11 protein-coding genes and 2 tRNA genes are annotated in these 12,933 nt (G+C 53.8%); 3 read left to right on the forward strand and 10 right to left on the reverse strand.

Annotated features, from left to right (window positions below; genetic code table 11):
* Positions 1-79 precede the first annotated feature (79 nt).
* Both ACZ89R_RS03000 and ACZ89R_RS03005 read left to right on the forward strand, forming a co-directional pair.
* Positions 80-1,657, forward strand: a complete 1,578-nt coding sequence (locus tag ACZ89R_RS03000; RefSeq protein WP_429546764.1) for an AAA family ATPase — start codon at positions 80-82, stop codon at positions 1,655-1,657.
* Positions 1,654-2,514: a hypothetical protein gene (locus ACZ89R_RS03005; protein WP_429546763.1), complete on the forward strand. Its 861-nt coding sequence runs from the start codon at positions 1,654-1,656 to the stop codon at positions 2,512-2,514. Before ACZ89R_RS03000 ends, ACZ89R_RS03005 begins: the two co-directional genes overlap by 4 nt.
* Positions 2,515-2,742: 228 nt before the next feature.
* Here the strand turns inward: ACZ89R_RS03005 and ACZ89R_RS03010 are convergent, their stop codons facing one another.
* The 10 genes from ACZ89R_RS03010 to ACZ89R_RS03055 form a co-directional block, all read right to left on the reverse strand.
* Positions 2,743-4,173, reverse strand: a complete 1,431-nt coding sequence (locus ACZ89R_RS03010) for an IS1182 family transposase (protein WP_429545981.1) — start codon at positions 4,171-4,173, stop codon at positions 2,743-2,745.
* A gap of 440 nt (positions 4,174-4,613) precedes the next feature.
* Entirely contained in the window at positions 4,614-5,009 is a 396-nt protein-coding gene (locus ACZ89R_RS03015) for a hypothetical protein (protein WP_429546762.1), read from the reverse strand.
* A 443-nt stretch (positions 5,010-5,452) separates the two neighbouring features.
* Positions 5,453-6,565: an AAA family ATPase gene (locus ACZ89R_RS03020; protein ID WP_429546761.1), complete on the reverse strand. Its 1,113-nt coding sequence runs from the start codon at positions 6,563-6,565 to the stop codon at positions 5,453-5,455.
* On the reverse strand, positions 6,562-6,954 hold the full coding sequence (locus ACZ89R_RS03025) for a virulence-associated protein E (RefSeq protein WP_429546760.1): 393 nt from the start codon (positions 6,952-6,954) through the stop codon (positions 6,562-6,564). Before ACZ89R_RS03025 ends, ACZ89R_RS03020 begins: the two co-directional genes overlap by 4 nt.
* A 265-nt stretch (positions 6,955-7,219) precedes the next feature.
* Positions 7,220-7,441: a helix-turn-helix transcriptional regulator gene (locus tag ACZ89R_RS03030; protein WP_429546759.1), complete on the reverse strand. Its 222-nt coding sequence runs from the start codon at positions 7,439-7,441 to the stop codon at positions 7,220-7,222.
* A 72-nt stretch (positions 7,442-7,513) separates the two neighbouring features.
* Positions 7,514-8,179 carry a hypothetical protein gene (locus ACZ89R_RS03035; RefSeq protein WP_429546758.1) on the reverse strand — a complete coding sequence of 222 codons (666 nt, stop codon included), beginning with the start codon at positions 8,177-8,179 and terminating at the stop codon, positions 7,514-7,516.
* Positions 8,167-9,489 carry a tyrosine-type recombinase/integrase gene (locus ACZ89R_RS03040; RefSeq protein ID WP_429546757.1) on the reverse strand — a complete coding sequence of 441 codons (1,323 nt, stop codon included), beginning with the start codon at positions 9,487-9,489 and terminating at the stop codon, positions 8,167-8,169. Before ACZ89R_RS03040 ends, ACZ89R_RS03035 begins: the two co-directional genes overlap by 13 nt.
* 160 nt (positions 9,490-9,649) lie before the next feature.
* Positions 9,650-9,736: transfer RNA gene (locus ACZ89R_RS03045), tRNA-Leu, on the reverse strand.
* A 195-nt stretch (positions 9,737-9,931) separates the two neighbouring features.
* Positions 9,932-10,005, reverse strand: a tRNA-Cys gene (locus tag ACZ89R_RS03050).
* A gap of 364 nt (positions 10,006-10,369) precedes the next feature.
* Positions 10,370-11,275 carry a helix-turn-helix domain-containing protein gene (locus ACZ89R_RS03055; RefSeq protein ID WP_429546756.1) on the reverse strand — a complete coding sequence of 302 codons (906 nt, stop codon included), beginning with the start codon at positions 11,273-11,275 and terminating at the stop codon, positions 10,370-10,372.
* A gap of 323 nt (positions 11,276-11,598) precedes the next feature.
* Here ACZ89R_RS03055 and ACZ89R_RS03060 point away from each other — a divergent pair, with 323 nt between their 5' ends.
* Positions 11,599-12,909: an ABC transporter substrate-binding protein gene (locus ACZ89R_RS03060; protein ID WP_429546755.1), complete on the forward strand. Its 1,311-nt coding sequence runs from the start codon at positions 11,599-11,601 to the stop codon at positions 12,907-12,909.
* Positions 12,910-12,933: the final 24 nt, after the last annotated feature.

The following is a 12,933-nucleotide window of genomic DNA, read 5'->3' on the forward strand; positions in this document are numbered from 1 at the left end:
CCGGGGCGCCGTTCATATGAGGCTAGATGAAACTGGATCAAGGCCGAACTGTAAATTTACTATTAGGAGAAAGTGCTAAATGGAGTTTGTTATTCTGCCAGTAGGTACTCGTAAGCCTAGTCAAGGTAAAAGCACTGTTTACTTGGAAAAAGACAACTGGAATGACTTTTCGTTTGTCACAATGTTTTATATGAGTCTTTATGATCAGGCTGGTGCGCTTTGGGAAATCGGTCGTGTAAAGATTGGTTTTAAAGGGCAGACCACCAGTACCACTACCTATTCAAAATTATCCGAAAAGTTCGAGAAATTGCCCGAAGTTTTTTTCTCATTGGGGCAAGGTGTAGATTTTTATAAGTCGATGCATAAGCTTGATCAAAGTCTGCGCAAGGAAATCCTGTACGCTTTGAGAGATATCGTTTCCCGGCCAGAACTTATTGATGACATTAGCAACGAAGAGGTATTAGGCACATCGCTTTTGCGAGAGTACAGTTTGTCTGTTGTGAAGGGACAGTTTGCACGCGTGCTCGACGGTAAAGCAGAACTGACCGGATTTAGTTTCCGTTATGCTACGCCAGAGACGGATGATTTCGGCAGTATCAACATGAATTTTAACGTCACGATCGACGCTAAACCAAGTACGAATATTCACGCCGTAATCGGTCGAAACGGCGTTGGTAAAACCACACTATTAAACGGAATGATCGGTGCAATAACAGGAGAGGCAAACGAGGTAAACGTCGGTGACTTTTACGGTAAATGGGGGCAAAAAATTGAATCCGACTACTTTAGTAGCCTCGTCTCAGTTTCCTTTAGTGCGTTTGACCCATTTACGCCGCCTAAGGAACAGTCCGATCCAGCGAAAGGAACATGCTATTTTTACATTGGCCTTAAGAGTAGAGATGAAGAAGAACGGCTCAGAACGATTCCGGAGTTAAGAAACGACTGCATAAAAGCGCTAAGTTGGTGCTTTAACAATAGCGCTAAAACCCAACGGTGGTTAAGCGCTATCGAGAAATTAGGATCAGATGAAAATTTTTCGTTAATGCGACTCGAGCAGTTAGAATCGGTTTATAGAGGGGTTCGAGCCAGCCTAGCAGCTACAGAGCAATCCGACTCAGAGATTTTCAAGGAGGCTTATCTCGCTAAAGCTTCCCCCTATCTTTCAAAAATGAGTTCCGGCCATGCAATAGTTTTGCTCACCATCACTCGTCTTGTTGCAACAGTAGAAGAAAAAACTCTGGTTCTTTTAGATGAGCCGGAAAGTCACTTACACCCTCCGTTATTATCCGCCTTTATACGTGCTCTAGCTGATTTACTTCATGATCAGAATGGCGTTTCTATCATAGCGACACATTCGCCAGTGGTATTACAGGAGATTCCGAGATCCTGCGCTTGGATAATCCATAGAGTTGGTAAGAATATCCTCACTGACCGCCCTAAAGTTGAAACATTTGCCGAAAATGTTGGGGTGTTAACTACGGAGGTTTTCAATCTAGAGGTAGAGCGCTCAGGATTTCATGACTTATTAGCGATATCCGTTAGGTCTGGGAAAACTTATGAAGAGATAATCCAAGATTATAGTGGCCAGCTCGGCTTCGAGGGCAAGGCTATCCTAAGGGCGCTTGTCTCTAGCCGAGATAAAGGACTTGCATCATGATGCGCCTAACTGAGCCACTTTCATTTGAGCAGGCGATTGAAATCTGTATCACGGGGATCACCGGTAACGCCGCTTTTAAACGCAGTGTGGAAGAGGTGAAAGTTAATTTGCTCGCTGAGGGCGAGCGATATCTGGCTGGCTCTCGCAATGGGGAGCTTTATTTACTGGACCCTGTGGATCTTCGCGACAACCCGAATCCTATTGTACTCAATGATCTGACCAAATCTGACTTCGTAAAATTGTATGAGACATATTTCGTCCCTGAAGAAAAACCCGCGCGAGAGATATATGATAAATTATTAAATTCTGCTAAGGAGAGCTGTCCATTTTGCGGTGGCATAGGCACTCCTAGAAACCTGGATCACTTCTTGCCGAAGTCACATTTTCCGCAGTTCTCGATCCTGCCGAGCAATTTGGTTCCATCCTGCAGAGATTGTAACATGGATGGAAAAGCTGCTGTGTTTGCGACACAAGCAGATCATCAAGTGATACAGCCGTACTTGGATCAAGAGAGATTCTTCCTTGATCAATGGATTTTTGCGCGATATGAAGATGGCGGAAGGGGTGAGCCTGGCGAATTCGAGTATTTTGTAAGTGCTCCTGCCGGTTGGGCTGAAACAGATAGGCGCAGGGCTAAAAAACACTTTGACGACTTTAACTTAGGGCGACGGTATGCAGTTAAGGCAGCACAGAATTTAGGGACGATAATGTCGCAAGTTAGATCGCTTAAGCTGCACGGACTTACCAACCAAGTAATTTGCGAGACAATCTTGGCTTCTGGGGTATCTGAGGCTCAGTTTCCGAATCACTGGCAGCGCGGACTCTATCAGGCGTTGATGTTGCATTTTGCAGAATGAAGCTGCGTTTTTGCCAACAGGGGTAAGAGGTTCGCTGCTGAAGCGGTACAATTGGTATGGCCGCAATTGGCCCAGAGTGTGTAAAAACGCTCAAGGCCTCATCGTCTTGGGTCATTGACGTTCGTGGCTGAACGATCACATGGCAAATGCTGCGTATTGCATCAGTCGCGACCTGGAACACGTCAACGCTGTTTTTACAGCCTCTGGGATGGGCCAAAATCAGCCTTTTTATGCCGACAGCGCCTTCATCAAACCGTTAGCACCCATGATTTTCATCACCCGTTTCATGTTGTAGGCGAGAACATTCAAGCTCATCTCAGCACTCACCCCGGCCAGCTTTCGGGTCAGGAAGTGCGTAGCTCCCATCCATTGTTTGAGCGTCCCGAAGGGATGCTCAACAGTCCGTTTTCGGACTCGCATCATCTCAGGCGCTTTGCTCAGCCGAAGCTGCATTTCCTCCAATACGGCTTCATGCTCCCAGCGTCGAACTCGTCGTTCTGTGCTCGGAGTGCATTGCGACTTCAACGCGCAGCCCTGGCATTTTGAACTCCAGTAACGATGCAACTTCAGGCCTTTTTCAACGTAGGAGTAGTGCCAGATCAGCGCCTCGCCAGCGGGACAAATGTATTCGTTTTTTGCCGCGTCATAGATGAAGACATCGTTATTGAAACGCCCGTCAGCCTTGGCTCCAGAGGTCATCGGCTTGGGCACATAGGCGGTGATACCGGCATCGTGACAAGCGAGGATTTGTTCGCTTTTGAAGTAACCTCGATCAGCCACCACCGACAACGTATCCGACGCCATCGCCTCGCGGGCCTCCTTGGCCATCGAGCTGAGTTGATCGCGGTCGGAACCGACGTTGGTCACCTCATGCGCAACGATCAAATGGTTCTTGGTATCGACCGCTGTCTGCACGTTGTAGCCGACGATTCCAGTGCCACGCGTCATCATGGAACGGGCGTCTGGATCGGTCAGTGAGACCTGTTTATCCGGGGATTCGTTGAGCTGGATTTCGATCGCTTGAAGCTCCTTCATTTGCGTCTTCAGCTTGGCGATTTTCTCTTCTAGCCGCACGGCGCTGGGCTCGGAAGCTGTGGGTTCTTGCCGATCGGCAGCATCGAGTGCCGCCAGGTAACGGCTGATGCTCGATTCAATTTCTTCCATTCGCCGCTTCAGTTTGGCGCTGGTGAAATTGCGGTCGCGGTTGTTGACTGCTTTGAATTTACTGCCATCGATGGCGACCAGATTTTCTCCGAACAGTCCCAACTGCTGACACAGCACAACGAACTGGCGACAGACGCCTCGGATGGCCTTGCTGTTGTCTTTCCGGAAGTTGGCAATGGTCTTGAAATCAGGCATCAAACGCCCGGTTAGCCACATCAGCTCGACGTTGCGTTGGGCCTCTCGCTCCAAACGTCGGCTCGACTGGATGCGGTTGAGATAACCGTAGATATAGATCTTCAGCAGGATTGCGGGGTGGTAAGCAGGCCGGCCTGTGTCAGCAGGAATAGCACCGTCAAAACCCAGATTGACCAAGTCGAGTTCATCGACGAAGACGTCGACTATGCGCACCGGATTGGTATCGCTGACGTAGTCGTCGAGGCTTTCGGGAAGTAAGGTGCTTTGGCCTCGATGTTCACCTTGGATAAAGCGCTTCATGGGCGATCCTTGCGATGAAATCCCCAGAAATCATAGCAAGGGTTCAAGAAAGCGTTTTTACACACTCTGGGCCGAAAGTGGCCTGTTGCTAAGGGCTGCAATCGACCTAGGCTGTGTGAAAACGTTTTAGAGCAAGTTTGACAGTCAGAATCGGAACAAAAATCGCGTTCCTATGCAAATTTTAGGTCTGGCTGACCAAGCAAACGCCGACAGATTTTACGTAGCAACGCAGACTTCAAAACGGCGCATGCGTTTTCACACAGCCTGGACCCAAAGCTGACGCTTAAAGTCGTCTAGGAAAACCGGGCGATTCAAACTTCTCAATTAGCCATGCTATTCAACAAGTCTTCTAGCTCTTTGGGCGAAGCTTGATTTATAGGGTTTCAGCCTGTCCCGAGTGAGCGAAGCGAACGGCCTTGAACCGTTTGTTAGAGAGCAAACTAATCGAACTTCAGGCCGGCCTTGATTGACGCGAGCTTTTCTTGTTCCGCAGCTTCTGCCGCCACCTGTGCGGCTGCTTTTTGTTGCCCATCCGCTAATTGTAGCCGATAGGCATCGTTTGTCTCACCAATTACCTTATTTAGTTCAGGAATGTGAACATTTTGCAGTTCATCAGGCACACAATAAATTTCAAGGCGCTTGCCTGACACAGAAGCGTTGCGTTTCATATGGTAGGACTGTTGCAGCCAACGTTGATTGAAGTAATTTGACCATTCATATGGAGCCGAGGCAGAAAGACTAAGGACAACGTGCATCAGCGCCGAACTTGGGTCGCTCTTGTAGGATGCTTTATCGTCCAACGACACGATCTTGATGTCTTCAAATTCGGTCATCATGAAACTCTCCTTTATTCTCTAACTATTATTAGTCGACCGTTATGTCGTAAAACGTTGTTTATCGTCCTGTAAGCCCTTGTTTTCCTGAGGTGGTCACGGTGAGCGCGACACTATCCGAGGAGAAACACGACGCGGATGGCAAGGCCAAACTGCTAGGTCAGTGTAGGCGGCAAATCAAACAATGCTGGCGACATGCCGGACAGCTTGTCCATTGGCCGCTTCTAGCCGGGCAGATGTGCTCGACGGGGCGCCAACACACGTTTTCGCCGTTGGCTTCGACCGACAGGCGGGCCCGACGCAAACAGTCCAAGGCGGCCATAGTCAAAATTCCTCGAGATCGGGTAATTCATAGGCCTGTCCGACTCCCGTTCGATACACATCCGACTCCTGTCTGATATGCCCGAAAGGTACAGGCTTGTAAGCGTCCGAATAGTCCGAAATCCCTAAGGGTTTCGTTTTCTTCGGACAGACTCAGTTACCAGGACATGCGGTCCGTCCCGTTCAACTATTCCACGCTTCTGCAAGCCTTCACACGCCTCTTTGGCGCGGTTGCGATCCAGCCCGACAACCTCGCAGCGCGCCTTCCAGTCATCGAACAGGATGTTGATCGGATCATCTTCTCGGCCCTGCTTGGCAAGCCGCGTGGCGACCTCCCCCCACATCTGGTTCAGGACGTCCAAGGCCTTCTGCTGGTTCTTCCCCTGCGGCTTCGTCGCAGGAACAGGTGCGGTGTACTCAGTCAACTTCAACGCCGCGCCGCCAACCAAACTTCCGCTATCGTCGCGCACCGACACCCCCACTAGCTCGAAGGCGAGCGGCGGCGGCTCCTCTGCGTCCTTCATCTTGCGCGGGGTCAGTCGGATCAGTTTGTCTACATCGCTCCGACTGACTTCGTACTCGGCATCAGCAGCCCCCTTCAGGGCGGACGACCCACGCGCGCCCTTTTCCCCATCCTTACCGCTGTGGTGGACGATCAGCACAGTAGCCTTCCAGTGTCGGCGTAGCACGTCGGCATTGCGCACAAACTGCCCAACTTCCGTTGCGCTGTTTTCGTCACCGCCGAAGTTGCGGGCCATCGTGTCGATAACGATCAGAGCCGGGGCTTCGCCGGTTGCGTCTGCGAGTTGTTGAACCGACTCAGCTACCTTCGCCACGTTGGTGGCGCTGGATAGATCGGTAGGGGCGTCGGACACGAATAACAGTGCCGGCATGTCGGCGCCATTGTGCTGTGCCCATGCTCGCAGGCGTCGCGCCAGCCCATTGTGGCCTTCGCCCGCAATGTAGAACACTGCTCCCTGCTTCACATCATGCCCGTGGAACGGGATACCCATAGCGATGCAGCACGACACATCCAAGGCCAGGAAGGATTTGCCCTTGCCGGGTGGGCCATACACTACAGCAAGCGCATCTTCCTCGATGTATTCGCGAACTAGCCACGCGACTGGCTTCACCGGCATGTCGCAGGCGGCGATGAACCGGAACGGCGTTGTGCTGGACAGACGCTGGTCAACCTCGGCCCACTGGTCGCCATAACGGTCTTGTGCCTTTGCATTCATACACGCTCCTCCCATTGAGCCAGACGGCGACGTGCCAACTCCAAGCGGTCTAGATCTGACTTTGGCAGCTTCTCGCCTCGAGCTTGCAGGGACAGGCCAATCGCGACGATGTAACGCTCGTGCTCAACTGCCGCAGGACTGGGCCCTCTTCGGGAGGAGCGCTGGCCGCCATCAGGAAACAGGTCGCGTATCTCCAGGCTGATAGCCGTGACGATTTGCGCCGCCGAGCAGCCAGCCCAGCATTTCAGCAGTAGCGTGCCGTCCCCTGTTTCCGTGATCTTCAGGCTCGGATTGCGGTCATCATGAGCTGGGCAGCAGGCAACCCATTGGCTTGGTTTAAGGGTGCGCACCTTATTTAGACGCGGCAACAGCTTGTCGGCGGGCATCATTGCTGTACCTCGCAAAGCCAGCAAAGGGAGATCAGGACCAAGGGGGGCTGTAGGCCGACGGCATGCTCGTTGCGGAGCAAGTCAGTGGCGCGATTGCGAAGTGCGGACGAGTTGCGCGTAGCGCCGTGCTTCAAGGGCGGTGCTCCGAACGGAGATTTGGAGACAGCTGTGCGAAGGTTTGCCGACCGGGCAATCGAGCGCGCTTTTCGATTTGACTGAGCCGGCATTACTTCGAGGCCATTTTTCTTCGCTAAGGCGGCCATTTTCATTCTGCATCCCTCGCTTCGATCTTGGCGCGCAGCCATGCATCCACCTCAGCCACGACGTAATACGCAGCAGCCTGGCGGGTGTCGCCGTCTTTGATCGGCTTCGGGAAGGTCGGGTCTTTCTTGCGGAGTTTGTCTAGGCCGGAGCGGGACAGGTCCAGCCATTGACAGAGCGCTGGCTGACGGATAAGAGCTTTCGGGGGAATTGTTACTGGTTGCATTTGAGCGCCTCCGTATCGGTACGGAGCCATTTTTGTTGAACCCCCGATTGCTGTCGCAGTGCTCAAAAGAGATTAGTTAGAGGCTTTTTTCCCCCCTTTTTTTACACGCCTGATCAGTTTTTCGATTTCGACAATATCCTCTGGCACCTCGACCCCTGCGGCAACGAGAAGCGCTCGGGCGAGCGCTGCAGCTCTGCGCTTGGTCATCTTCGTTAAGGACGACTGCCGCAGCTTGTCCGCGGTATCAGCCAACAAATCATCTCGCGGATACTTCGGCTTCACGCCACGAATAGTTGGAGCCGCCTCCAACTTCTGCTCGGTAATGTCCAACACATCGGACACCATGGCAGCCTTCGCCATAAGATCAGAAAGCAAGCCACCGCTGAAAAAGCACCCATGGCGACGCCAGCAGGCGTCGTTGATGTAACCTTCGGCGAAAGGAGGGAGATTGTTTAGCCCCCGTAACATTTCCTGAAGATGAAGTTGCACCTGCCGCACATGTCGAATTTCTTCGTGGCGCGCGGGTCCTTTTTCCGTTTCGCGGATGACCGCTCTGTAGGACCCAAGCCTTTGCTTGAACCATTCCTGAAGATCGCCGTCGTGATGTCCGGCCAGGTCAGCAATAATTGTCTGCGCAGCATCAGACAGGCTTTCATCGACCAAATCACCTGTACCCCACTCGGGTTTATTGTCGAATACTGGAAGTGCCTTTGATCGCTTGCCCCTTATTGTTGCCATGCTTGTAGCCCCCTCTCCACGCTCACCACATCGGTATTCCGGTGTGCAAAATCATAGGGCGTGATGTGCTTTTCCCGGTTGGCGTCCAGGTAGTCAGCCCACCACGTCATCATCAGCCGACGCTCTTCCAGGTGCTCAGCCTTGTGGATATAGGCCGCGCGCACGCCGTTGCGCTCTTGGTGGCTCATTTGCCGTTCGACCGCGTCACGCGACCATAGGCCGGACTCGACCAACGCGGAACAGGCCATAGTGCGGAAACCGTGCCCGCAAACCTCTATCTTGGTGTCGTACCCCATGCGGCGCAGTGACTTGTTTACGGTGTTCTCCGACATTGGCCGCCAGTGGTGGTGATCTCCTGGCAGCACCAGCTCAAAACGACCGCTCAGCCGGCGTATCTGTTCCAGCACCTCAAGCGTCTGGCGTGCCAACGGGACAAGGTGCTCAGTCCCCATCTTGGCTCCTCGGTGCGACCTCTTGACGCCCTCGATTGGCGCCCGTTTGCCGGGAATCGTCCACATGCTCTGGGTAAAGTCGAACTCAGACCAGCGGGCAAAGCGCAGCTCACTAGAACGAATGAACACCAGTAGTGCAAGGCTTACAGCAAGACAGGTAAGCGGTCGTCCGGTGTCAGCCTCGCAGCGTTGCAACAACTCCGGCAACCGCTGAAGGGGCAAGGCCGGGCGGTGTTTGGTCTTGCGGGTGGCAGTCCCCCCCACCAGATCAAGCGCCGGGTTGTATTCGATGAAATTGCGCTGAACGGCGATTCGCATGATTCCGGCGATGCGCTGACGCAGTCGCCCAACCACATCAAGCGCGCCGCGCTTCTCTACCGTCTTCAGACAGGCCAGCAGGTCGCGGGTTTTCAGGTCGGATACGGGGCGTTTGCCCAGCATGGGGAAAAGATCAACCTCAATCTCTTTCAGCACCCTGACCGCATGATCCTTCGACCATTTGCCGGCCATGCTGGCGTGCCATTCCAGGGCCAGCGCCTCAAAGGTGTTCCCCGCCTCATTGGCCGCCTCGATCTTTGCTTGCTTAGCGCTCTCGATGGGGTCTTGGCCATGCGCCAGCAACTCGAGTGCATCGGCTCGACGCGCGCGGGCGGCTTTCAGACCGAGAGCCGGGTAGTTGCCGAACGTTGCCAGACCAGGCTTACCGCTGGGCTTTTTATACTTGAAGCGCCAGACCTTGGTGCCGGTGGCCCTTACAAGCAAAAAAAGCCCTTGCCCGTCGAACAGGGTGTAGTCCTTTGCGCGGGGTTTGGCGGCCTCGCATTTGGGGTCAGTAAGGGGGGTTACGGTGCGCGCCATAGGTATACGCCTCGATATCGAACCGATATATACCTAAACGTATACCTAAATCGTGGGGCTGTACAGGAACATACGGGGATATTCAGACACAAAAAAACCGGCTACAAGGCCGGTTTCTCTAGGTTTCAGATGTTTACGGGAACATCTGAAATCATACTATTGGTGCCCGAAGCCGGAATCGAACCGGCACGCCCTTACGAGCGGGGGATTTTAAGTCCCATGCGTCTACCAGTTTCGCCATTCGGGCGGTAGCGCGATAAAGCGGTCTGAAGACTGACCAATAACAATCTGGCAGTTCTTATGCTTGTGCAACAGAGGGGGAAATATATACATCCCGCCCCGGTGAAGCAAGTTCACAAAGATCCTTTTCAAGACTAAATCTTGCAGGACTGCGAAAATAAAAAAGCTCCGTAGATCATGGATCTACGGAGCTCGTTTAAAGTGGAGGCCGAAGTCGGAATCGAACCGGCGTAGGTGGATTTGCAATCCACTGCATAACCATTTTGCTATTCGGCCTCAAACATCTGATGTCAGTAGCACAACATCAAACGTGTAAACTCGTATCTGGAAACAAGATTCTAATCTAGTATCCAACCCTTTGAAATCTAAGGGGTTTTCGTGCTCCCTAAGCAGGAATGGACGCAATTCTGGACTGGTTCGAAAGGCATGTCAAGAACTGGGAGAAAATAATTCGAGATACGCTATCGCCAATACCCGGTCACCCGGTCGCTTTCGAGCCTAACACTTCAGCGCCGCAAAAAAACGCTGCCTATCGCAAGATGAGTGTCGGCTTTTGTGCCTCAAAAAGATCGCAGCCTTCGGCAGCTCCTACGCGCCTGTGGGCGCTGCCGAAGGCTGCGATCTTTTGATCTTGTGCCCTTTAATGACTGACCGCCACCACCCGTTGCAACCGCTGCCGATACTGACTGGGAGTTTCCTGCATTTCATGGCGGAAGTGTCGATTGAAATTCGACAGGTTGGCATAACCTACTTCAAAGCAGATATCTGCAACGCTGAAACTGCTTTGCGCCAGCAAACGGCAGGCGCGCTGGACCCGCAGTTTGCGTGTCAGGTCGACGAAGGTATGGCCAGTGGCGCGCTTGAAGAATTTGGAGAAGGCCGGCTCGTTCATGTCCAGGCGCTGGGCGATGACGGACATCCGCAGCTCATCCGCGAGATCGTTGAGGATGTAGTCGAAGACAATACTCATGCGCTGGGCCGTCAATGCGTCGAGCATCGGCGCATATTGCAGGCTGGCGAGCGTCTGTCGCTCGGTGTCGGGGGCCGATGCCAACAACTGCAGCAACGACAGGAACAGGCACAACCTCTGTAATCCTTGGCACTGACCGATTTCTTCCAGCAGTCGGGCCGCTTTTTTACGGGTCACGCCATGAAACTGGATGCCCTGGGCCGCCTGACGAAACAGGCTTTGCAATTCGCTGAGTTCAGGAACCTTGTCGCGCAGCTGCATCAGCATCTGACCATCGAATTGCAACACGACGTCGCGGCCGGCTATCACCTCCCCTTTGCCCAGGTCGCTGATCCAGTCGTGAGGCAGGCCTGGACCGATCAGGGCGACGTGGCCGGCCTCGAACAGGCCGATGTAGTCACCCGCCAATAGCCGACCACTGCCTTCGCGGATCAGGTGGATCTCGAATTCCGGATGATGATTCCAACGCGCAAGGTCGAAGGGATAGTCATGCTCGTACCAACGAAAGCTGTGCTGGGGCTCGTTCAGAATGACTTCAAGCGCGGGCGGCTTGTCTGCGGTTACGTGATGGTTCATCACCCTGGCGATTCCATTTTTGTTGGTTTTATCAAGGCTACCGCGAAGCCGGGACGAATCGAAAGAGATTCGAAACTCCACGGCGCTGTTATCAGATTCACACTAAGCAGACAGCAAGCCTAGCGCCCTGTGTGGCGGTCACTGATACTTTTTTTCCACCGTCCTGCCCGGTTAAAAAAGTATCAGTGCGGTGTATGCCGTTCATTTGTTCACCACTTGGGTTGCTGTAATCCTGTGGTCATCCCGTTGCGGCTATGACTCGCACCGTGGATTACAACAACAATAAGTGCCTCTGCCGCCCAAGGCGCAGAGCGGAGAACACGATGAAGATCATCCCAAGCGCGTTTTTTCTATCCGCCGGCCTGTCCTCTGCCCTGCTCTGCCAGGCTGCCGAAACGGTGACCATCGCCACTGTGAACAACAGCGACATGATCCGCATGCAGCGGCTGTCCAAAACATTCGAACAGCAGCATCCGGACGTGAAGCTCAACTGGGTGGTGCTTGAAGAGAACGTGTTGCGTCAGCGCCTGACCACTGACATTGCCACTCAGGGCGGTCAATTCGACGTGCTCACCATCGGCACGTACGAAACACCGCTGTGGGGCGCCAAGCATTGGCTGGAACCGATAAAGGATCTGCCCGCCAGCTATGACCTTGAGGATATTTTTCCCTCGGTTCGTCAGGGACTGTCGGTCAACGACACGCTCTATGCCCTGCCGTTTTATGGCGAAAGTACCATCACCTATTACCGAACCGATTTGTTCAAGAACGCCGGCCTGAGCATGCCCGAGCACCCGACCTGGACGCAGCTCGGTGAGTTCGCCGGCAAGTTGCACCAGCCGGACAGAGAGCAGTATGGAATGTGCCTGCGCGGCAAGGCTGGTTGGGGTGAAAACATGGCGCTGCTGACCACCATGTCCAACGCTTTTGGCGCGCGCTGGTTCAACGAGCAGTGGCAGCCGCAACTCACTGGGCCGGAATGGACCGCCGCCGCGAACTTCTACGTCAACACCCTCAAGCAGTACGGCCCGCCGGGTGTTTCGAGCAATGGTTTCAACGAGACGCTGGCCCTGTTCAACAGCGGCAAATGCGCGATCTGGGTCGATGCCAGCGTCGCCGGCTCCTTCATCACCGACACAACCCAAAGCAAGGTCGCCGATAAGGTCGGCTTCGTCGCGGCCCCCACGCAGGTCACCGACAAGGGCTCGTCCTGGCTCTATGCCTGGTCGCTGGCCATCCCTGCGACATCCAAACACAAGGAAGCCGCCAAAGCCTTTGTGACCTGGGCGACCTCCAAGGACTACATCCAACTGGTCGCCGATAAGGATGGCATCACCAACGTACCGCCGGGCACTCGCATGTCCACCTACAGCAACGCTTATTTGCAGGCTGCACCCTTCGCCGCTGTCACGCTGAAAATGATGCAGAACGCCGACCCTGCACACCCGTCAGTCCAACCCGTGCCTTATGTCGGTATCCAGTACGTGACCATTCCTGAATTCCAGGCCATCGGCACGTCGGTCGGCAAGCTGCTGTCTGCGGCGCTCACCGGGCAGATGCCGGTTGAGCAGGCTCTGGCCTCGGCCCAGCAAACCACCGAACGCGAGATGAAACGCGCTGGTTATCCCAAGTAGGTAATCCGTGTGGGAGCGAGCCTG

Source organism: Pseudomonas sp. TE3728 (genome assembly GCF_056279145.1).

Coding starts and splice junctions, on each gene's coding strand:
- ACZ89R_RS03035 (WP_429546758.1), bottom strand. CDS start 8,179: ATGGCAACAATAAGGGGCAAGCGATCAAAGGCACTTCCAGTATTCGAC.
- ACZ89R_RS03055 (WP_429546756.1), bottom strand. CDS start 11,275: ATGAACCATCACGTAACCGCAGACAAGCCGCCCGCGCTTGAAGTCATT.
- ACZ89R_RS03060 (WP_429546755.1), top strand. CDS start 11,599: ATGAAGATCATCCCAAGCGCGTTTTTTCTATCCGCCGGCCTGTCCTCT.
- ACZ89R_RS03025 (WP_429546760.1), bottom strand. CDS start 6,954: ATGATGCCCGCCGACAAGCTGTTGCCGCGTCTAAATAAGGTGCGCACC.
- ACZ89R_RS03010 (WP_429545981.1), bottom strand. CDS start 4,173: ATGAAGCGCTTTATCCAAGGTGAACATCGAGGCCAAAGCACCTTACTT.
- ACZ89R_RS03005 (WP_429546763.1), top strand. CDS start 1,654: ATGATGCGCCTAACTGAGCCACTTTCATTTGAGCAGGCGATTGAAATC.
- ACZ89R_RS03040 (WP_429546757.1), bottom strand. CDS start 9,489: ATGGCGCGCACCGTAACCCCCCTTACTGACCCCAAATGCGAGGCCGCC.
- ACZ89R_RS03000 (WP_429546764.1), top strand. CDS start 80: ATGGAGTTTGTTATTCTGCCAGTAGGTACTCGTAAGCCTAGTCAAGGT.
- ACZ89R_RS03030 (WP_429546759.1), bottom strand. CDS start 7,441: ATGCAACCAGTAACAATTCCCCCGAAAGCTCTTATCCGTCAGCCAGCG.
- ACZ89R_RS03015 (WP_429546762.1), bottom strand. CDS start 5,009: ATGATGACCGAATTTGAAGACATCAAGATCGTGTCGTTGGACGATAAA.
- ACZ89R_RS03020 (WP_429546761.1), bottom strand. CDS start 6,565: ATGAATGCAAAGGCACAAGACCGTTATGGCGACCAGTGGGCCGAGGTT.